Origin of the sequence: Mesorhizobium sp. Z1-4 (assembly GCF_004000235.1) — a bacterium.
GTDB lineage: Bacteria > Pseudomonadota > Alphaproteobacteria > Rhizobiales > Rhizobiaceae > RCIO01.
Window position 1 is genome coordinate 337,305 of sequence record NZ_RCIO01000001.1, and the last position, 20,912, is coordinate 358,216.

The following is a 20,912-nucleotide window of genomic DNA, read 5'->3' on the forward strand; positions in this document are numbered from 1 at the left end:
AGCCGCAGTGGTTTCTTTTCGTCCAACGCTTTTTCCGGACCAATCATTCGATGTTCAGCATCGCGACGATGGAGCGATTCTGATCAGGTCCGATCTCGCCCTGCCCGGCGACCGCGAACATGTGATTGCGCCGGTCATGGAATGGGCGAAGCTGAAACCCGGCGCCGCCGCATTTGCCGAACGGAAGGATGAAGACGCCCTGACCTGGCGCTTCCTGACCTGGTCCGCGCTTCGCAACGATATCTACCGTTTCGGGAATGCGTTGCTGGAAAACGGCCTGGGCCAGCATAGTCCGCTCGTCATGGCGTGCCGCAACAGCCTGGATGCCGCACGCCTGATCTGCGCGGCTCTCTACGTCGGCGTGCCGGTCGTGCCGGTCACGCCAGCGATCCTGAACGCCGGTGATGATCGCCTGCGTACCGTTCTGGAAAAGGTCGCTGCCGGCGCCGTTTTCGTCGATGACGGCAATCGGCTTGCAGGCTTCGGCGACTTGATCCTGCGGCTTGCGTCGCGTTCCCAGATGACGGGTGTAACGCCGCTGGCCGAGTTGTCGGCATCAACACACGGCGCCGAAAGCGTGGACGGGGCACACGCGGCGCTCAAACCGCATCACCGTGCGAAGATCATGTTTACCTCGGGTTCCGCAGGGAATCCCAAGGGTGTTGTCCAAACGTTTGGCATGCTGGCGGCAAACCGCACGGCAAATGCCATGATAACCGCGAGCCGCCCAATAGAGAACGCGCAGTTCATTGACTGGATGCCCTGGTCGCACGTGATGGGCGGCAACATCATCTTCAACCGCAGCCTGCTGGCCGGGGCAACGCTGTATATCGACGACGGCCGCCCCGTTGAGGGACAGTTCGCGCGGACGATCGAGAATTTGAAGTCGGTCAGCCCCGACAGCTTCACCTCAGCGCCTCTGGCGTTTTCGATGCTGATCGATGCCTTTGAACGGGATGCCGACCTTGCCCGCGGGTTTCTGCGGAATATGCGTTTCATGACGTTTGGCGGCGCAGCGATGTCGACGGTTGTTGCCGGCCGCTTTCACGCGCTGGCAGAGCGGCTGTTTGGTGAGCGCATTACTCTGTGCTCGGGCTACGGAGCCACGGAAGCCAGCGGCAGCGCGCTGCTGCAGACTGGAGCATTCCACCGCTCCGACCTTCTGGGTCTGCCCATACCCGGTCTGACTGCCAAGCTCACGCCCGGCGATGGCGGGTATGAGTTAGGGCTGAGCGGCCCCATGGTGTTTTCGGAGTATCTCAACGATCCCGATGCAACGGGGGCGGCATTCGACGATGAGGGCTTCTTCAAGACGGGCGATCTGGTCACGTTCGACACGATCGAGGATGGGCTGGTTTTCTCCGGGCGGGCATCGGTTGCCTTCAAGCTCGACAGCGGAACATGGGTCAACGCCGACGGACTGAGGCGATCGCTGATCGAGACCTTGGCGCCGCTTGCCCAGGACGCAATAATCTGCGGTGAGGGAAGGCGCGACGTCCGGGCTCTCATCTTGCCGCGCGAAGAGGGCTTCAAGGCCGAGTTCGGCTGCAGCGCTGGAGAAATGCTGGAGAATGGACGGCGCACGCTTGAAGCGTTCGTGCGTAAACGCCTGCAGCAGGCAAACGCAGGATCGGGAAGCAGCCGGCGCATCGCGCGCGCAGCGTTCCTGGACAAACCGGTGTCGAACGCGGCCGGTGAAATCAATGACAAGGGCCACGTGAACCAGCGGCGCTGCCTGGCGACCCGCCGTGCACAGGTCGAGGAGCTCTATCGTGACTGCTGAGCGCAAGTCGCTTCCATTGGCCGGGATCAAGGTCATCGATTTCGGCCGCTACATTGCCGGTCCATACTGTGCCGCGCTGCTTGCCGATCTTGGAGCTGACGTCATTCGCGTCGAGAAGGTCGGCGGCGGCGAGGACAGGACGATCCTGCCGCTGACGTCATCGGGCGATGGGCCGATGTACCTGCAGATGAACCGCAACAAACGGGCCATGACGCTCGACCTGAGCTCCCCGGCGGGGCGCGCGATTTCTCGCAGGCTTATCGAGAAAGCCGATGTCGTGATCGCAAACCTGCCACCCAGGGCCCTCGCCCGGCTCGGTATGGATTGGGACACGGTTTCGGCCATCAATCCCGCCGCAATACTGGTCGTCGCCACCGCGTTCGGACTGAACGGCGGCTATTCGGACAAGGTCGGGTTCGACACCGTGGGACAGGCAATGTCCGGCGCGGTTCACCTGACAGGTACGCCGGAGCAGCCGTATCGCACGCCTGTCCAGTACGTCGATATCGGGACCGCGACTGCCTGTGCCTACGGCGTCTTGGCAGCCCTTATCGACCGGCAGAAAACCGGTCTAGGGCAGCTGGTCGAAGGGTCGCTGCTGCGCACCGGCGTGATCAACACCAATGCCCTTCTGCTGGAGGAGGCACGTACCGGAATTGCCCGAGAAGCGACCGCGAACCTTGGGTTCACGGGCGCACCGGTGGATATATTCCAGACGACGACCGGCTGGGTTGTTCTCCAGGTTCTTGGTCAGCCGATCTTCAAGCGCTGGTGCACGATGATAGGCCGGCCGAAGCTCGAAAGCGATCCGCGCGGTACGGACGATCCGACGCGAGGCGCCAACGCCGAGTTTTTCAGCCAGATCATGCGGGAATGGTGCGCAACCCGCACGCGGGAGGAAGTTCTCGATGCATGCGCTCAAGCGCGCGTCCCCGTAGCGCCGGTGCTTTCGCCGCGCGAAGTGATAGCCGATCCCAACATCACAAACGCCGGTCATCTGGTGTGGGGAGAGGTCGCGGACGAAGACGCGCTGGTTCCGCTTGCGGCACCGCCAATCGCGTTCTCTGCTATCGATGCCGCAATCCGCAGCCCTGCGCCCAGGCTCGGTGCACATACCGACAGCATTCTACGCGATCTCGGCTACTCGGAAACGCAGGTCGGGCTTTTCAGAGAGCAAGGTGTGGTTTAGCGCAACCAATTGAACACACAGCATTTTCCCAAGGAAGCAGCGTGGCGGGCGGACATCCGGCGAGAAGCCGACCATTGTCCCGGGTCATTTGTCTCAAGGATGAAGGGTTCAACACAGTTAGCGCCTTTACGACGAGTCTTAACAGTGTAATGATTGATCAGATCAGCAAGACAACCGATGAGGGAGGAATTCATGATTAGCAGACGCGGGTTCGTAGCAGGGACGTTGGCGGCGCCGTTCGTAACCTCGACACTAAGTGCACGCGCCGAGCAGAAAAATCTGCGCATCGCCTACAGCGCCGTATCGCATTGGGCCGGTTCGTTCACCGCCCAGGAACAGGGGTTTTTCGCCGAGCGCGGTATCGATGCGGAGTTCGTGCTTACGCAGGTCTCGTCCAACGTACCGGCTGTACTTCTCTCCGGTTCGGTCGAAATCGGGTGCCTCACGCCGCCGACCTTCTTCCAGGCCATCGAAGGCGGCCTGCCGCTCAGGGCCGTGTGCGGCGCGACAATCAGTTCGCCAAACCCATCCGGCACCGACTCCGCGCAGGTTGTCGTCGCAAAGGGTTCGGGCATCAGCGGCCCGCAGGACTTTGCCGGCCGGAAGGTCGCTACACCCGGCTTCGGATCCGTGCTCGACATCGTATTCCGCGCATGGTTGATCAAGGGCGGCGTTGATCTGGCATCCGTAAGCTTTTCCGAGACGGCTATGCCCAACCTGCCCGACGTTCTGCGTGGCGGCACAGTCGACGCCGTTGTTGTCGCCGACCCGTTCCTAAGTCGTATGGTCGCCGGCGGTATGGGCGAGAAAATGATCTTCATTTCCGAGACCGTCCCGCCAGGGACACTGATGACCATGTATGCGACGACCGCCGAATATGCGGCCCAGAACAAAGACGTCATCGAAGCTTTTCAGGCCAGTATCCAGCAAGCCAACAGCTTTATCGAAGCCGGCGGCGAGAACCTCGTCCAGGCGCGTCAGGCCATCGGCCAATATCTGAAGCTGCCGCCCCAGGCGTTGGCAAATCTTCCGATTGCCGATCTCCAGGCCCTGGTGGATCAGGAACAGGTCACGCGCTGGTATGATATCCTCGAACAGCAGAGCCTCGTCACGGCACGGCATCCGGCCGACGAGATAGTGCTGCCTCTCGGAAGAGCTTGATGAGCCAATCGGCAGTTGCCACATCGCAGGCCGCGCCGGAGATTTGCTTCGACGGCGTGGACCTGTCGCTCGGCGGGTTGGAAATCCTCAAGGGTATCGACCTTGAGATTCGACGCGGCGAGTTCATCTGTGTGATCGGCCCGTCCGGCTGCGGCAAGACAACCATGCTGCGGCTGATCGCCGGATTTCACCGCGCAACTGCAGGTGCGGTGATGCATGAAGGGCGGGCCGTCAACGGCCCGTCCCCCGACATCGCCATCGTCTTTCAGGATTACGGCAAAGCGCTGCTTCCTTGGCGCAATGCCGCAGACAATGTTGCATTGGCGCTCGAGGCGATGCGCGTGCCCAAGTCGCAGCGCGCGGACATGATCACCGGGTTTCTGGGCAAAGTGGGTTTGGCCGATCACGCCCAGAAGTTCCCATCCCAGATGTCAGGCGGCATGCAGCAGCGGCTGCAGATCGCACGGGCGCTGGCGCAGAATCCGTCGGTCCTGCTCATGGACGAGCCATTCGGCGCACTTGACGCCATGACGCGACAGACCTTGCAGGACGAGTGCCTCAACCTCGTCGAGAACATGGGCACGACAGTGTTTTTCGTCACCCACGATATCGAGGAGGCTATCTATCTCGGCGACCGGGTGGTCACGCTTTCACCCAATCCCGGGCGCATCGCCGACATCCATACGGTCAACCTGCCGCGCCCACGCAACCAGCTCACGACCCGCGAAGACCCGGAGTTTCTCAGGCTTCGACGCGTGCTGTTCGATTTTATCCAAGGGCACTGAATGAGCGCCTTGCTATCCATGCGCGGGCTGCTGGTTCCAGCGTTGCTGCTCCTCGGGGCAGAAGTGCTGGTCAACGCCGCCGATTTGTCCAGCAACAACATTGCGCCGCCGTCCGCCGCGTTTGCCGCGCTGCTGCGCATCATGCTCGACGGAACTCTGTTCGTGTCGACTGGCCAGACGCTACTTGCAACCGCGATGGGGCTGGCAGTTGGCGGAAGCCTCGGATTGGTTGCCGGTATTCTGCTTGGTCTTTCCAGGACCGCCTCGCGGCTGATGACGGTGTCGCTGGAGTTCTTCCGGCCTGTTCCGGCTGTAGCGCTGATCCCGATCTCAATGCTGGTGTTCGGCTTCGGCTACGCGATGGAAGTCGCGGTGGTCGCCTTCGCTGCCTTCTGGCCAATGCTGATCTATTGCAAGGGCGCCATCGAGGCGGTTGAGCCGCAATTGCTCGAAGTCGCGCAAATGCTCAGGCTTTCCTATTTCGATACGGTGCGCAAAATCGTGCTTCCGGCGGCCTTGCCGCGTATTTTCGTGGCGTTGCGCACTGCAACCGGCATTGCGCTGATCCTGGGCGTTACGACCGAAATCCTCTCCAACCCCCAGGGGCTCGGCTTTGCGGTCATGAGCGCGCAACAGTCACTGCATCCCGACAACATGATTGCCAACATCTTCTGGCTGGGCGTTCTTGGCGTGGTCGTCAATTCGGGCCTGTTGTGGCTGCAAAGCCGGCTGTTCGGCAACGCCGGCCGCCCGGGAGGTGGCCGGTGAAGCGTGCATCGAACTTTCTCTGGTTCCTCGGTTCAGTCGGTGTCTTCGCGCTGCTGCTCTTTGGATGGCACCTGATCGCACAGTCAGGGATGGTTTCGCGCGTTTATCTTGCGCCGCCCGACAAGGCATTCGCCGCGATCACAAACGGATTTACGGGACCAAACGGACTCGGCAGCTCGATGTGGGCCACCGTCCAGCGCATGCTGTATGGCTGGGTTCTGGCTTCGATGGTCGGCATCGTGCTCGGGTCGATCATCGGCATATCGGCGATTGCGCGCATCTACCTCCAGCCGATGCTTGAGTTCCTGCGGCCGCTTCCCGCGTCGGCAATCGTGCCGCTGGCCATTGCGTTCTTCGGCCTCAGCGAAAGCATGGTGCTGTTCGTTATCGCGTTCGGCTCGTTCTGGCCGGTCCTGCTCGCGGCCGTGCAGGGCGTCTCGTCAGTCGAACCGCGGCTGTACGAGGTGGCGCGCGCCCTCAACATGTCTCGGCGCGAAACCATCTGGAAGATCGCGTTGCCAAACGCGCTGCCTGATATCTTTGCCGGCATGCGTATCGGGTTGGCTGTCGCGCTGGTACTGACAGTCGTCGGTGAATTCGTCGGCGGTCAGAATGGGCTGGGCCTGGAGATCCTGCGGGCATCCCGCCAATTTCAGGCACCCAGGATGTTCGGCGGCGTGATCCTGCTCGGCGTCATCGGCTACAGCTGCGCCGTGATCATCAGCAACGTTGAAAGGTACCTGATGCGGTGGCGCGCCAGCCGCTAACGAAGTGGAGGCGCGCACGGACCTAGCCGCGGCGCAGGCCGGCCAGAAGGTTTTCCATCATTGCATCCAGAAGCACCTGATCCGACAGGTTTTCGGGCCGCTCCTGAGCCGACGGAAAGTCCACCAGCAGCGATGACAGGCCGTGGGCCGCAGACCAAACGACCCACGTCGCCGTATTGCCGTCCTTCTCGACGCCGACGTGTTCCAGATAGGCCTGCACTTCGGTCTTTAGTGCGCGAAACGAGCGCAGCCCGGCTTTCTTGAGGTCGGGATAGTTTTCACGCGGTGCAATGAGGGGGCCGAACATCAGATTGAAGATGGCAGGTTTCTCGATTGCGAACCCGACATAAGCCTCAACATAGATCCTGAGTCTTTTCTCCGGCGATGTCTGGCCTTCGACCAGGCGCTCGCGGCGCGATATCAACTCTTCGAAGCCGCAGATCGCGACTGCGGCAAGCAAAGCCGATTTGTCCTTGAAATGGTGCAGGGCGGCCGGCCCCGATACTCCGGCCCTGCGCGCGGCCTCGCGCAATGAGGTCTTTGTAGGTCCGAGCTCGGTGATCGCATCGGTCGCAACGGTGATGAGCGTCCTGCGCAGGTCGCCGTGGTGATATGTTTCGCGCACGGGATATGTAGTGGTTGTCTCGGCCATGAGCTGTACCGTTGAGTATAGCGTCTTTTCGGTCGAAGCGGCGCATCTGGCAAGCTGTTAACACGGAATTCGCGAGCAGATGCTCGACGGGCCTCTGTCGCCGTCCATGCTCAACCCGAGACCTGTACCGGACAGCATTTCGAACCAGCTCAGTTCCGGCCCGTTATTCTGCTGGCCGCGGTGAACCCGGGCAGATACATCTCAGCTCGATTGGCCCGCCGTCGAGTCCGAACAGTCTCGGTATGAGCGTCGCCACGCGCCGGAAGCCGAGATCGCGGCATCGCCACGCGTCTCGGTTCCTCCGGCCGCCTGCGTCTGCGCGTCAGCCGCAGGGATTGTCCCGCCAGGCCGATCGCTAACGGCTCACCGCGGACGGTGCGCTGCACCAGCCCCATCCACCCTTGATTTCCAAGGTTGTCCACATCTGCCGGCTTCCAGTCGAAGCAACGGCCGGACGAGCTTGACGATTGTCATGCCCGAATGTATACAGTGCACAGAATACAGAACCTAAGGACCCCCGAGAATGGATTTTGCACTCAACTCCGAACAACGCGAATGGATAGCCAAGGCGAGCGCACTCAAGCCTTTGCTTGCAGCAAACGCGGATCGATACGACGCCGAAGCCGCGTTTCCGGCAGACAATTTCGTGGAGATGAAGAAACAGAAGTTCCATCATCTCATGGTCCCCAAGGAGTATGGCGGCCTTAATCCGCAGCCCAAGGGCAGCCTTGGAATGGCGCAGTTCGCCGTTGCGGAAGAGCTTGCGCGCATCTGCCCGACCACGGCATGGAATCTGCTGATCCACTTTCACCAGGTAGGCCTTGTGTGCCGCATGGGCAGCGAGGAACAGAAGCAGCGGTTCCTCGGCCAGATCGTGAATGAAGACGCGTTGATGGGCTCGCTCGGCAGCGAAGTGAACCCGCGTCAGATCAAAGCCGACAATGTTGCAACCAAGCTGACTTTCGATTCCCTCTTCGAACCGGTCGAAGGCGGGTTCAAGGCATCGGGCGAAAAGCACTTCTGCTCAATGGCGCCCGCAGCAGACCTGCTGGCGTTCTGGGCACTCGCTCCGGGCGCCCGCACCAACGGCGAAGGGCTGACGATTTCGATCGTCCCCAAGACGTCGCCCGGCCTGACTTTCGAAGACAGCTGGAGCGACGCAATAGGGTTGCGCGGCACGGTGAGCTGGACCGCCAAACTCGACAATGTGTTCATCCCCTGGAAGAACGTCATGGGCGAGCCCGGAGACTTCGTCCAGAAAGATCCCTACACGTATGAATGCTCGCATGCCGCTCACCTGGTCGGCACAACGCAAGGCATTATCGACTATCTGGTCGAGTTCATCGGCGGACGCGATTATCTGGCGAAAGACCCGGTGCTGATGTATGCTCTGGCGGAGATCGACAGCGGCATCCAGGCAGCGCGCGCTTCCTACCGGTACGCGGTCTGGCTCTGGGATGAAGCGCGCTACGATGAAGCCATGCTCGGCTCCTATCGCGCCCTGCACACGGCCAAGAAGGTAGCAGGTCACGCAGCCGAGAAGGCTTTCGAGATCGTCGGCGCCCGTTCGTTGTTCACCTATCTTCCGATCGAGCGTTTCTGGCGTGAAGCCAAAGCAAGCACGCTGCATACGCGCGACACGCAGCTGATGGCTCAGCTTGCACAAGGCGTACTGGCCGGCGGACGGCAGTTCTCGAAGACCAAATATGGCGAGCAGCTGGACACGCCCAAGACGTGGGCCGACTTCGGCTTCACCCCGGAGCGGGAGCCAGCCTGAACGAACGCGTTCGCGAACCGTGCGCCGGCGGCGCTGGCGCAACAAGTAGTGGCGAATTCGTAACGTGCACCGAAACGCTTCGGAGGAAGGCGGTGCACGCCCCCCCCCCCACCTCAAAAACGTTGAAGGGAACTGACATGAAAGCTGACAAAAGCCACCGCGGCCGAGGCATATCGCGCCGATCGTTCATGACGCATACGGCCGTCGGCGCAGCGGCGCTGGCAATGCCGAATATCGTACGGGCCCAGACCGGCGGTCGTGTGCTCGTGCGCACGTCGGGCGGCTCCTATCAGGAGGCTCTTCAGCAGGGGACGTGGAACGAGTTCACCAAGATCACCGGCATCGAAGTTATCGGCGTTCCCGCGAATACGGGCAAGCTGCTGACGATGGCCGAAGCGGGGTCGCAGGAGCTCGACATCGTTGAAGCCAATGCGATCGCCATGCTCACCCTTCAGGACCGGGGCGTCCTTGAGGAGATCGACTACTCGCGGTTCGAATACACCGACGTCAACGACGTGAGCACGGTCGAACCAACCTATCTCAGCTACTGCGCGTTCGCGGAAGCGATCTGCTACAATACCGAAGCGTTTCCCGACGGCGGGCCGGCAAACTGGGCGGACGTCTGGGACGTCGAGAATTTCCCGGGCCGCCGCATGCTTCAGGACGCCAAGGCGATCTCTCCCAACCTCGAGTTCGCTCTCCTGGCGGCAGGCGTCAGCAAGGAAGAACTCTATCCGCTCGACGTCGACCGTGCATTCGACATGCTGCGGCAGATCCGTCCGCATGTCATCAAGTTCTTCGACAGCGGGGCGCTCGGCGCATCGCTGCTGGCTGAACGGACGGCGGTTCTCGGCGCGCTGTGGACCAACCGTGTCGAAGCGCTGCGGAAGGAAGGCGCCCCTGTTGCAATCGAATGGAACCAGGCGATGCGCGTGACCGAATACACCGGCATCCTGAAAGGTTCGCCCAACTACGACAACGCGATGCGTCTCATCGATTATTCTTCGAGCCCGAAGGCGCAGGCATTGTCGCTGCCGCAGATCGGCCTCAGCCCGGAAAACATCCGCGCATTCGACCATATTGCGCCTGAGGTGGCCGCCATTCTTCCGACCAGCCCCGTGCTCAAGGACAAGGGGTTCGAACAAAGCGCAGCCTGGTGGATCGCAAACCGCGACGATATCGCTCGGCGTTGGGAAGAATTCCTGCTCGAGTAGTCTTCCTTCCGGGTCTAAGCCCGATCCGCGCAACTTATGAAAACATCAGGCATTGGAACCGGCGCACCCCCCAATCTGCGCCGGTTCCGGTGGAAGGAACACGATGAAGGCATCAGCGGGAAACTCAATCGTTCTCGACAATCTATGGAAGACCTACGGCAGTTTTGTAGCTGTCGGCGGCGTCTCGCTCTCGATCGAGGCAGGGAAATTCTGCACGATCCTTGGCCCAAGCGGTTCCGGCAAAACCACTGTCCTGATGATGCTGGCGGGATTTTCCGAACCCCTGCGCGGCAACATTCTGATCGACGGCAATGATGTAACGCGTCTGCCGCCGCAAAAACGCAACCTCGGCGTGGTGTTTCAGAACTACGCGCTTTTCCCGCACATGACTGTCCTCGGCAACGTCGCTTTCCCGCTCAAGATGCGTGGCATGAATGCGGCGGAAATCAATCTGAAATGCCGCCAGATGCTCGATGTCGTCGAGCTCGGCGATTTTGCCGGGCGCTATCCGGGCGAGCTTTCCGGCGGCCAGCAGCAGCGCGTCGCACTGGCTCGGGCACTGGTGTTCGAGCCGCGCGTACTGCTCATGGACGAGCCGCTGGGTGCACTCGACAAGAGACTGCGCGCTGCACTTCAGGTCGAACTGAAAGAACTGCAGCGCCGCATGAACGTGACGGTTGTCTACGTCACGCACGACCAGGAAGAAGCCCTGACCATGGCTGACCAGGTGGTCATCATGAACCACGGCAAAATAGAACAATTCGGAACCGCTGACGACCTCTACGACCGGCCGACAACCGAGTTCGTAGCCGGTTTCATGGGCGATACGAACCTCATCGAAGGCGTGGTCACCGCCAAAGGCAATGACGGCGTGTTGCGCGTCGAACATCCGACCGGCCGCACCATTCTTGCGCAGAACAATGCCAGTTCCGTCGGTGATTCAGTTTCGGTTTCGCTGCGTCCGGAATGCCTCGCCCTCGAAGCCCGCAAAGACAGTCCCACCGAAGAAGCCAACGGCTGGAACGGCCGTATCGTCAACGCGGTCTCCCTGGGCGATGCGATGAGATACACAATCGTCGTCGGCGAGAACCGGCCGTCGCTGCAAATTCAGTTGCAGGCCAAACTCGGCCGGCGCGGCGCACATGGGCACCGGTTTTATCCAGCCGACGAAGTGCGCTTGAGCTGGAACGCCAATGATGCGCGCGTGCTGCCGCGCGGCAAGAGGTGAGACGGTGAGCGCGCCCTCCCCCAACACCGAGGCGGCAATCGGCGGAACTCGCCGCAAGTGGACGCCCAGGATCACCTCGCTCTGGCTTCTCGTCCCGGCACTTGGGTTTCTGGCCGTCTTCTTCGCCTATCCGCTTGCATCTATTGTCCTGCGCTCGTTCGACGGAGGTGCTTCCGGGCTCACGCTGGAACACTATTCGACCTTCTTCACCGTCCCGGTCTATCCGCGCATCCTGTGGCAAACGATCGAGATTTCTCTGCTGACGACCATCCTGTGCGTCCTGGTTGGCTATCCGCTCGCTTACGTGATGGCGAACAGTTCGCCCGCGGTGCGCAACGTGATGCTGCTCATGGTCATGCTGCCGTTCATGACCAGCGTACTTGTGCGCACATATGGCTGGATGGTGATCCTGAGGCCGACGGGGCTGTTGAACCACGTAGCGCAGCTGTTCGGCCTGCCGGCCGTCGAGCTGCTCTACAACCGGCCGGGCATGCTGATCGGCCTCGTCTACACGATGACGCCCTACGTCGTACTCACGCTCTACAGCGTCATGCGGGGTATCGACGGGCGGCTGGTGGCGGTGGCACGCAGCCTCGGAGCCAGCGGGTGGTCGGCTTTCTGGCGCATCTATTTTCCTCTTAGCCTGCCTGGCGTAGCCGGGGCATCGCTGCTCGTCTTCATTCTATCGAGCGGCTTCTACATCACCCCGCGTCTGATGGGCGGCGACAGGGATCAGCTGCTGGCATCGATCATTGCCTATCAGGTCGATGTGCTCCTGAACTTCGAATTCGCATCTGCAATCGCAGTCATATTGCTGGCGATTACGCTGGTCTGCTTCGGCATCTATGCGCGCGCAGTCGGGCTCAAGCAGCTTCTCACGAGCAGGACCTGAGCAGATGTCGATCAACGCCTCCATAAAACCTAACCCGGCCGTACGCGTGTTGGCATGGTGCGCAATCGCCTTTCTGATCGCACCGATCCCGATCATCATCCTGGTGTCGTTTAGCTCGGCCCAGTACCTGACGTTCCCGCCGCCTGGCCTGTCCTTGCAATGGTACGAACGCTTTCTCGGCAGCAGCGAGTGGGTTCAGTCGATCTGGATCAGTCTGCAGGTTGCCGTCTTCTCCGCCATTCTGACGATGGTGCTGGCAACCATGGCGGCGATCCCGATGGTCAGGGCCGACTTCGGGCGCAAGTCGATCATCTATGCCATCCTGCTGGCACCGATGATCATCCCGGTCATCATCACCGCAATCGCGATGTATTTCGTGTTCGCGCAGGCAGGTCTCACCGGGACCGTTCTGGCAATCACCATCGGCCATACTATCGTGGTGCTGCCAATCGCCTTCGTGGTTCTCTCATCGACCCTGCAAGGCCTCGATCCCAGGCTTGAAAGGGCTGCGATCAGCCTCGGCGCAACGCCCCTGGTTGCATTCTACAAGATTACGCTGCCGCTGCTCGCGCCTGGCATTCTTACCGCCGGCCTGTTTGCGTTCCTTACGTCATTCGACGAACTGATCATCCCGCTTTTCCTTGGCGGCCCGACAACGCAGACCCTGGCCGTGCGCATCTGGAACAGCGTCGTCATGGAGATCGAACCAACCATTTCCGCTGTCGCGGTGTTCCTGATCGGGACGACTGTCCTCGTCATGGTTCTTGCCGCGCTGGTGTCACGCGCGTTCCAGCGGAAAAGCTCAAGCAGTTCTCATCAGGAGGCTTCTCATGCGTGATCGTGTAAACGGCACTTCCCCCCAGCCTGTGCCGTCACAGCTTTTCCGTTCCGTCATGGGTTCGTTCCCGACAGGGGTCACCGTCATCACAACAGTCGCCGAAACCGGCGGGCCGGTTGGCATGACCGTGAACGCCATCACCTCGGTGTCGCTGGAGCCGCCGCAACTGCTTATCTGCCTGGCCAAGAGCCGCTACACCGCGTCGGCCATCCAGTCGTGCGGAAGGTTCGCCGTGAATTTTCTCAGCAACGACCAGAAAGAGGTCGCGGGCATCTTCGCCTCCAACGCGGAGCAGAAGTTCAGCACCGTCGGTTATCACGAGGGCGTCCTGGACCTGCCGCTTATCAATGGCAGCCTGGCGATCGCCGAGTGCGAGGTGTCCAACGTCATCGATGCTGGCGACCACCTGATCTTTATCGGCGAGGTGGTGAGCGGCAGAGCAACCGACGGCATGCCGCTGGTGTTTTTCAGACGCAACTACGGGATCTGGAAGGCAGCTTGAGATGACCGCGGCAGTGAAACTCTACGCTTCGCGTATCGACGCGGTACGCGCCAACATGAAGGCTGGCGGCATCGACGCCCTCGTGATCGGCGCCACATCCGATATGCAATACCTGACCGGCAAGAAGCTCCCCAACACGGAACGCTTCAATGCGCTTGTGATTTCCTCGACGGGAACCCCCCATCTCGTAGTGCCGCAGCTTCAGCGCCCGCTTGTATCGGAACTCGAGGGAAGCGTGGAAATCGTGACCTGGGAAGAAACCAGCGATCCGGTCGCGGTGACTGCTGACTTGCTGGCAAGCCTTGGCGCCCGTTCGCTCGCCGTGGACGGCCTGATGCGCGCTGCCTTTCTGCTGCGGCTTCAGTCACAGCTCGGGCAGAGCGTCAGCTTCAGCGATGCCACGCCGGTTTGCGCACAGGCGCGCCTTTGCAAAGACAGCGACGAAATCGCCATTCTGAAGGATGCAGGTGGCCGTTTCGACGCCATCTGGCAGGAATTCTGGAGCAAGGGGCGCCTCGTCGGTGTCAGCGAGCGCAATGTCGTCGAGCAGATCCGCAAGCTGCTCCACGCCCATGGCTTCGACACGATGGAGTGGTGCGACGTGGGCAGCGGTCCCAACGGCGCCTCGCCCCTGCATCATCATTCCGATCGCATTATTGAACCCGGCGACCCGGTTGTCATCGACTTTGCCGGCACCATCGGCGGCTATTTCATGGATACCTGCCGCACGCCGGTCGCAGGAACGCCGCCGCCGGAATTTCTGGAAATCTACAACGTCGTACAGCGCGCCCACGTCGCAGCCAATGTGGCGGCGAAGCCGGGCATTGCAGCGCAGGAAGTGGATCGGGCCGGAAGAGATGTGATCACGGCTGCAGGCTTCGGAGACAGGTTCATCCATCGCCTTGGCCACGGGCTTGGTCTCGACGCTCATGAAGAACCTTACATCGTCTCGGGAAACAAGCTCACGCTGAGGCCGGGTATGGTCTACTCGAACGAGCCAGGCATCTACATCGACGGGAAATGGGGCGTGCGCATCGAGGACATCATCCTGATGACCGATGAAGGCGCGCAGTCATTCAATACTGCCACCCGCGACATCGTCAGCATGAACTGAGGACATCACAGTGACAATCACAGCCAAGGTGGCGCCGTCGGACGCAATGTTTCCGCTTTCGGAGTACCAGGACCGCATTGCACGGACCCGGTCGAAAATGGCCGAGCTGAAGGCCGACGTCCTTCTGATCGATTGCGTTGAGCACATGGTCTACCTCTTCGGCTATGCGCCGCCCGCGGCAATCTATCAGGTGGTGCTGCTGCCACTCGAAGGGGACCCGGTCGGTATCGTGCGCTCGCTCGATGCCACCACATTCGCCGAACAGTCTTGGGTGCGCGAGGCGATCCATTTTGCCGACGATCAGAACCCGATTGCCATCATCTCCGAGGAGGTGAAGCGGCGCGGCTGGAGCGGTGCGAACATCGCTATCGAGCTGGATTCGCACTTCCTTCCCGCTAAACGCTTCATACAGCTGCAATCGGCGCTGCCCGACGCGCATTTCGTCGATTTCTCTCAGGTCCTGTGGGAGATGCGGCTGATAAAGTCGGATCATGAGATCGCCATGATGCGCGAAGTCTCGCGGATCGCCGATGCCGGCATGATGGCCGCAATCGAGACTGCGGCCGAGGGTGTCAGCGAACGCAAATGCGCGGCCGCGCTTTATGCAAGGGTGATCGAGGAAGGTGCGGATTCCATGCGAAGCGCGCTGATGTCTGCGGGCGCGCGCACTGATTCCCTCCACGGACGCCTAGGAAATCACATCTTGCGAAAAGGCGATGTGATGCATGTGGAATCCATTCCCCTGTTGAGGGGGTATGGGGCACGGCTGATGCGTTCCAGCGTCGTCGGGGAGCCGGCAGCAGACCTCGCAAACGCGGCGCAAGTCATGCTTGCCGCGCAGGAAGAGCAGTATGCGGCGATGCGTCCGGGAGCCCGAGCGTCCGACGTCGACGGCATCCTCCGCGACCGCATTCTCAAATCGGGCCTGCGCAAGACATATGAAAATTTCACCGGCTACACGCTGGGCTTCATCGGACTGCCCATTACAAGCGATTTTACCCGCGCATATCTCCGGACCTCTGATTGGCTCCTTGAGGAAGGCATGGTATTTCACATGTATACATACGCCGCCGGCATTGCGTTCAGCGACACCGTTCTTGTTACAGATACGGGATCGGAGAGATTGACCAGAACCGAACGAAAACTCTTCGTCAGGTAGGATATTCAATGTTGAGTTTCGACAAGGTCGAGACCCGCAGCACCGTCGTGTTGCAAGTCTACCAGCAGATGAAGCGAAGCATCTTGCGTGGCGAGCTACCGACCGGATACCGGATTGTCGAAGTGAACATTGCAGAGGCGTTCGGCGTGAGCCGGACACCTGTCCGCGAGGCCATTTCCAGGCTCATCGCCCAGGGCTTCATTAAAGAGCAGGGCAACGTAAAAGTCGTAGCCGACATCTCTGTGAGCATGAGCGAGATCAACGGCATTCGGACCGTTCTCGAGAGCTACGCGGCCAGGCTCGCGGCAGAGAATGCCACCGATGAAGATCTGCGTGTGATCTCGGAATATTGCAATTCGAGCGTGCTGGTCGATGGATCGTCGCCGCTCGAAAAACGAGCGATGCTCAACGATTCCTTCCACGAAGCAGTGGCGCGAGCATCCTACAATGAACGCCTGATCAAGATGATCGCCGATTTCTACGAATACGCGCTCACCGAGGAAATGCTGGTCTACTACAGCAAAGCCGATACGGAAGCCCACGCAGAGCAGCACCGCTCGATAGTGAAGGCGCTATGCGAACGCGATCCCGATGCAGCGGAAGAGGCGATGCGCGCCCACATCACTTCGATCGGCCGGGTGATCGAACGCGCGATCACGCAGATGAAGCCTAAATAGCCGCCGATCGCACCAAGCCAACCAAGTCAATTCATCGCATTGAGTTCCGGGAGGGAATACATGCCCGCGCACATCGTTATTGAAGTGGAAGTCACCGACAAGGAACTCTACGAGGATTACCGGCACAAGCTGCCGCCCACCATGGCGGAGTTCGGCGGCAAGCCCATCGTCAGGGGATTTGCGCAGCTTCTCGAGGGGGAAACCGCGATGGACCGGATTTCGGTGATCGAGTTTCCCGACAGCGAGTCGGCACTCGCCTGGTATCGCAGCCCCAATGTTCAGGCACTGGGCGACCAACGCAGAGCATCGGCGAAGGTAACAATGCGGCTGGTTAATTCCTGACGGCCGGCAGCGGAGACGAGACATGACATCGGAAGACAAGGTCGCCGGCTGGCTCGAGGCGCGGCGGGAGGCGATGGTCGAGCTGCTGCGCGACCTCGTCAACACGGACAGCCATACGCCGGACAAGCAAGGCGTCGACGCCGTCGTGGATCAGTTGCAGAAGTTTCTGGAATCGGAGGGTGTGGCAACGCGGCTCGACGAACAGCAGGCCGCGGGAAACCTTCTTCACGCCGACATATGCCCCAGGGGTTTCAACGGCAAACCGGTCTTCCTGATGGGGCACTGCGACACGGTATTTCCGAAGGGCGAAGCGGCGAAACGGCCGTTCGCGATTTCGGGCGACCGCGCCTACGGCCCCGGCGTTGCGGACATGAAGGGCGGACTTGTCGTCAACGCCTTCGTGATCGCGGCACTGAATGCGCAATTTCCCGAAGGCGTGCCTGTGCGGGCGCTGTTTACCTCGGACGAAGAAATCGCATCGCCAGTGTCTCGCCACGAGATCGCAAGGAGCACGCAAGGCGCGCTTGCCGTGTTCAACAGCGAGCCCGGAAGGCCGAGCGGAAACGTCACGGTTGGCCGGAAGGGCGGTGTTTTCATGCGCGTCGACGTCGCGGGGCGAGCTGCACATTCGGGATCGCACTTCACACACGGCATCAGCGCGGTCGAAGCGCTGGCGCGCAAGATCACCGAACTTCACGGGCTGACCGACCTTGAGATCGGCGTGACCGTCAATGTCGGCGTGATCAGGGGCGGCCTGACGCTCAACACCGTAGCGCCCGAAGCAAGCGCAGAGTTCGAGCTGCGCTATGTCGATGAGCGGCACCGCGATGAATACATGGCGAAGATCGAGCAGATAGTCGCCACCGAGCACGTTGCGGGGTCCAGCGCTGAACTGACCATAACCGGGGAGTTCCTGCCACTCGTTCAGAGCGAAGCCTGCAAGGCGCTGTACGAAACATATGATGCCGCGGCGGGCAGCCTCGGCCTGCATTTCGGCGAGGAATTCTCAGGCGGGTGTTCCGATGCCGGCATCCCCTCCAGCCTCGGTGTCCCGACCATATGCGGCACAGGACCGGTCGGCGGCGGATCGCACACGGTCGAGGAATATATCGAGATCGATACGCTCCTCACCCGGGCGCAGACCCTGGCAATCGCGGTCATGCGGGTTGCGGCAAGCGGCGGCTGAGCCGGCGATTTGCTTCGGCGTCCCGGGCTTGCGGACCGTGCCGTTGTCCCCCGGGTGTCGAATTGCGGCGCCGGCGGACCCGGCTAGATCAGGCGGTCTACCGTGGCTCGTGCGGGCAAAGCGGGAATTACTCCCACTTTGGTGCAGGCCTGTGAACCGCACACAGCGGCAAAGCGCACGGCATCGGTGAGGCTGCGCCCCTCGGCCAACGCAACGCCGAGACCGGCGTTGAAGGCATCTCCGGCACCCGTCGTGTCGACAACCTCTACGGGTACCGACGGCACGATTTCATCAATCTCGTCGGTCAAGACCAGCACACCCGCACGCCCCATGGTCACCAGCACATTGCGCACGCCGCGGCGTCTCAGTTCGCGGGCAAGTTCATGCGTGGGTCGCCCGTCGTCGGCTTCCAAGCCAAGCAGGATGCGCAATTCGCTTTCGTTGGGCGTCAGGTAGTCGACATGACGGAAGATGGAATCCGGCAGCGCCACCGCCGGCGCCGGATTCAGCACCGTGATCGCTCCTGCCCGTTTGCCGAGTTCCATGGCGCGCTGTGCCGCGGCTACCGGAATTTCCAGCACACTCATCACGACGTTGCTGCCGGCGATCCTGTCCGCCGCCTTGTCCACGAAGCCGGCATCCATGAGCTCGTTCGCGCCCATGTCGAGCACGATGAAGTTGTCCCCCTGCTGGTTCAGAATGATGAGCCCGGCTCCGGTGGCACGCTCGGCGGTCGTCAGGACATGCGCGGCATCGACGCCTTCGGATTCGTATAATTCGGTCGCTATCGTACCCAGTTTGTCCGCCCCGATCACGGCCACCAGCGAAGCGTCGCCGCCAAGACGGGCAATGGCCACGGCCTGGTTCGATCCCTTGCCGCCGGGCCCCATGTCGAAGTCGGAACCGGGCATGGTCTCGCCGAACACCGGCAGCCGCGACGCGCGAATTGTCATGCCGACCGCAAAGCTGCCGACCACTGTAATCTTCGGTTTTGTCATGCACCCCGCCTCCCGACTTCGCCCGCATCGCGGTAGCTATGTCACTTCTTTCCAAGTTCGTTGTTGCGCCAGGCCGCCGGTCCGATACCGACCAGCCGGCGGAAGGTCCTGCTGAAATGATAAACGTCGCAGAAGCCGCACCGGTCGGCTATGTGGAACGCGGACTCGTCGGTTTCCGCCAGCAAACGCTGCGCAAGCGTCAGGCGCTCCCGCGTGACCCATGCCTTGGGGCCGGTTCCCACATAGCGATGGAAGAGACGGCGGTTCTGCGACGGGCTGAGACCCGTATATGCCGTGATGTCGGACGGTTTCCAGGCGTCGCCCGGCCTGGCGCGCATGGCATCGAGGACCAGACGAAGCCGCTGCGGAACGCTCGTCTCGCTGTTTTGGACATCCGGTTCCCCCAGCCGCCAAACGAGCTCGCCTACAAGCATGTTCAGCTGCAGGTCGATGCCCGGGCCGTGACTCTCCAGCGTGGCGAACAGGCGCTCGAACCATTTGGTGACAAAGGCCGGATCGGGAAAGGTGACAACGGGCAGCGACTCGTTGAACAATTTGCGGCGCAGCGCTTCCGCGTTCGGCCCATCGATGCGGCACCACAACACCGTCCAGGGGTCGCGCTGATCGGCCGAATGGCGATGCGGTACCTCGTTCGCAATCCAGACAAACTGATTTGCAGAGACCGTAAATCGGCGGCCAAGCGTCTCGACCGTCCCGCCCCCCGAGATGCAGAAGATCAAATCCTGCCCCTGAAAAGCACTGCGCGAGACCACGTAATCGCGGCTCGCCCTGAGGTGACCCGCCCTCACAACCGTGTAGGCAGTTTCGGTCCAGCGGGGTGCCGGAACGAAATGATGCGTTGCCAGGATTTGTGGTTTTTCCACCATGCGTGTTTTTTACAAAGTTTTGCCCATTATGTCCATTTACCGGTCAGTATGTCGCACATAGCCTGACGTCACATTACTCGCTTCTAAGTGCTCCCTCCCCCTCTGTTTGGAGCACGAAGGGCCGCGCAAAGGTGGAACTTGATCAATTGTTGACTCAATCGACGCAATCAAGCTCTGCCTTCGCGCCGTCCGAGGCTGAAGCCGACACTTATAAGCGGGACGGTTATTTTATTCGAAAGAGCCTGTTCTCACCCGACGAAGTTGCCAATTTCCGTGACTACGCGCGGCAGCGCCTCGAAGCAGAGGCGGCCAGCGACAAGGTCATGGCAAAAGGCGACAGGGACGGCCGATCGACCCTCCTGAAAATGTGGAACAGTGCCGGCGACGACAAATACGGCATGGTTGCCCGTGATGAGCGGCTGGTGACCCTGGCCACCGCGGCAATCGGCGAGCCGGTTTATCTCTACAGCCACAAGATGACGATGAAGCAGCCCCACGAAGGCGGCGCATGGGAGTGGCACCAGGATTTCGGCTACTGGTACAATTATGGCTGTCTGGCCCCGCAGATGATGAGCATCTACGTGGCGCTCGACAAATCCACCCGAGAAAACGGTTGCCTGCAGGTTCTGGAGCGCACACATGAGCTCGGGCGCCTCAATCACGAACGTGATGCAGATGGGCAGACCATCGTGCAGCAGGAGCATCTCGATGCTGCGCTTACCCGCTTCAAGCATATTTACGTGGAAATGGAGGCCGGCGACGCGCTGGTTTTCCACGGAAACCTGCTGCACCGTTCGGATGCGAACCGCAGCGATACCTACAGGTGGGGCTATATCTGCTCCTACAACGCCGTAGCCAACGCGCCGTTCAAACGGGTTCGCGACTACGGCAATTTCGAAGAACTTAAAGTGGTGCCGGCCGGGAGTTTCCAAACGGCATCGTGAGGATGCGCGCGGTTTGCGCCGCGTGTTGTGAGCTCGTCCGAGGAAGGTC

At 61.0% G+C, this 20,912-nt stretch carries 21 protein-coding genes; 18 read left to right on the forward strand and 3 right to left on the reverse strand.

The features are described from left to right. The first annotated feature begins 7 nt into the window (after positions 1–7). The 6 genes from EP165_RS01645 to EP165_RS01670 all read left to right on the forward strand — a co-directional run bounded on the left by EP165_RS01645 (position 8) and on the right by EP165_RS01670 (position 6,453). Entirely contained in the window at positions 8–1,783 is a 1,776-nt protein-coding gene (locus tag EP165_RS01645; RefSeq protein WP_127519815.1) for an AMP-binding protein, read from the forward strand. Beyond that, positions 1,773–2,972 carry a CaiB/BaiF CoA transferase family protein gene (locus tag EP165_RS01650; protein ID WP_127519816.1) on the forward strand — a complete coding sequence of 400 codons (1,200 nt, stop codon included), beginning with the start codon at positions 1,773–1,775 and terminating at the stop codon, positions 2,970–2,972. Before EP165_RS01645 ends, EP165_RS01650 begins: the two co-directional genes overlap by 11 nt. A gap of 192 nt (positions 2,973–3,164) precedes the next feature. Next, positions 3,165–4,133 (forward strand): ABC transporter substrate-binding protein, encoded by a 969-nt coding sequence (locus EP165_RS01655; RefSeq protein WP_164742927.1) that lies wholly within the window; start codon positions 3,165–3,167, stop codon positions 4,131–4,133. Beyond that, positions 4,133–4,918 (forward strand): ABC transporter ATP-binding protein, encoded by a 786-nt coding sequence (locus tag EP165_RS01660; protein ID WP_127519818.1) that lies wholly within the window; start codon positions 4,133–4,135, stop codon positions 4,916–4,918. The genes EP165_RS01655 and EP165_RS01660 overlap by 1 nt, the downstream gene beginning before the upstream one ends. After that, entirely contained in the window at positions 4,919–5,686 is a 768-nt protein-coding gene (locus EP165_RS01665; protein ID WP_127519819.1) for an ABC transporter permease, read from the forward strand. Next, positions 5,683–6,453, forward strand: coding sequence for an ABC transporter permease (locus tag EP165_RS01670; RefSeq protein ID WP_206075852.1), 771 nt, complete (start codon positions 5,683–5,685; stop codon positions 6,451–6,453). The genes EP165_RS01665 and EP165_RS01670 overlap by 4 nt, the downstream gene beginning before the upstream one ends. Before the next feature lie 22 nt (positions 6,454–6,475). Here the strand turns inward: EP165_RS01670 and EP165_RS01675 are convergent, their stop codons facing one another. Continuing rightward, positions 6,476–7,105 (reverse strand): TetR/AcrR family transcriptional regulator, encoded by a 630-nt coding sequence (locus EP165_RS01675; protein WP_127519820.1) that lies wholly within the window; start codon positions 7,103–7,105, stop codon positions 6,476–6,478. Positions 7,106–7,628: 523 nt separating this feature from the next. Between EP165_RS01675 and EP165_RS01680 the strand changes: the two genes are divergently transcribed. The 11 genes from EP165_RS01680 (at position 7,629) to EP165_RS01730 (ending at position 18,034) form a co-directional block, all read left to right on the forward strand. Next, positions 7,629–8,882, forward strand: a complete 1,254-nt coding sequence (locus EP165_RS01680; RefSeq protein ID WP_127519821.1) for an acyl-CoA dehydrogenase family protein — start codon at positions 7,629–7,631, stop codon at positions 8,880–8,882. A 137-nt stretch (positions 8,883–9,019) separates the two neighbouring features. Beyond that, on the forward strand, positions 9,020–10,096 hold the full coding sequence (locus tag EP165_RS01685) for an ABC transporter substrate-binding protein (protein ID WP_127520763.1): 1,077 nt from the start codon (positions 9,020–9,022) through the stop codon (positions 10,094–10,096). A 103-nt stretch (positions 10,097–10,199) separates the two neighbouring features. Continuing rightward, positions 10,200–11,324: an ABC transporter ATP-binding protein gene (locus tag EP165_RS01690; RefSeq protein ID WP_127519822.1), complete on the forward strand. Its 1,125-nt coding sequence runs from the start codon at positions 10,200–10,202 to the stop codon at positions 11,322–11,324. A 4-nt stretch (positions 11,325–11,328) separates the two neighbouring features. After that, the gene (locus EP165_RS01695; RefSeq protein WP_164742929.1) at positions 11,329–12,216 is read left to right on the forward strand and encodes an ABC transporter permease; all 888 of its coding nucleotides are present in this window, start codon (positions 11,329–11,331) and stop codon (positions 12,214–12,216) included. Between the two features lie 4 nt (positions 12,217–12,220). Then, a complete protein-coding gene (locus tag EP165_RS01700; RefSeq protein WP_164742930.1) occupies positions 12,221–13,054 on the forward strand; it encodes an ABC transporter permease in 834 nt (277 codons plus the stop codon). Continuing rightward, on the forward strand, positions 13,047–13,556 hold the full coding sequence (locus tag EP165_RS01705; RefSeq protein ID WP_127519825.1) for a flavin reductase family protein: 510 nt from the start codon (positions 13,047–13,049) through the stop codon (positions 13,554–13,556). The genes EP165_RS01700 and EP165_RS01705 overlap by 8 nt, the downstream gene beginning before the upstream one ends. 1 nt (position 13,557) lies before the next feature. Continuing rightward, a complete protein-coding gene (locus tag EP165_RS01710) occupies positions 13,558–14,670 on the forward strand; it encodes a M24 family metallopeptidase (protein WP_127519826.1) in 1,113 nt (370 codons plus the stop codon). A gap of 10 nt (positions 14,671–14,680) precedes the next feature. Continuing rightward, complete coding sequence (locus EP165_RS01715; protein ID WP_127519827.1) at positions 14,681–15,829, forward strand: M24 family metallopeptidase; 1,149 nt, start codon at positions 14,681–14,683, stop codon at positions 15,827–15,829. An 8-nt stretch (positions 15,830–15,837) separates the two neighbouring features. Then, positions 15,838–16,506, forward strand: coding sequence for a GntR family transcriptional regulator (locus tag EP165_RS01720; RefSeq protein WP_127519828.1), 669 nt, complete (start codon positions 15,838–15,840; stop codon positions 16,504–16,506). A gap of 60 nt (positions 16,507–16,566) precedes the next feature. Next, a complete protein-coding gene (locus tag EP165_RS01725) occupies positions 16,567–16,848 on the forward strand; it encodes a DUF1330 domain-containing protein (protein WP_127519829.1) in 282 nt (93 codons plus the stop codon). A gap of 22 nt (positions 16,849–16,870) precedes the next feature. Then, positions 16,871–18,034, forward strand: a complete 1,164-nt coding sequence (locus tag EP165_RS01730) for a M20 family metallopeptidase (protein WP_127519830.1) — start codon at positions 16,871–16,873, stop codon at positions 18,032–18,034. An 83-nt stretch (positions 18,035–18,117) separates the two neighbouring features. Here EP165_RS01730 and EP165_RS01735 read toward each other — a convergent pair whose 3' ends face one another. Continuing rightward, positions 18,118–19,032 (reverse strand): ribokinase, encoded by a 915-nt coding sequence (locus tag EP165_RS01735; RefSeq protein WP_127519831.1) that lies wholly within the window; start codon positions 19,030–19,032, stop codon positions 18,118–18,120. A gap of 41 nt (positions 19,033–19,073) precedes the next feature. Beyond that, complete coding sequence (locus EP165_RS01740) at positions 19,074–19,919, reverse strand: AraC family transcriptional regulator (protein WP_127519832.1); 846 nt, start codon at positions 19,917–19,919, stop codon at positions 19,074–19,076. A gap of 131 nt (positions 19,920–20,050) precedes the next feature. Here EP165_RS01740 and EP165_RS01745 point away from each other — a divergent pair, with 131 nt between their 5' ends. Next, positions 20,051–20,863, forward strand: coding sequence for a phytanoyl-CoA dioxygenase family protein (locus EP165_RS01745; protein ID WP_127519833.1), 813 nt, complete (start codon positions 20,051–20,053; stop codon positions 20,861–20,863). The last annotated feature ends 49 nt before the right edge of the window (positions 20,864–20,912 follow it).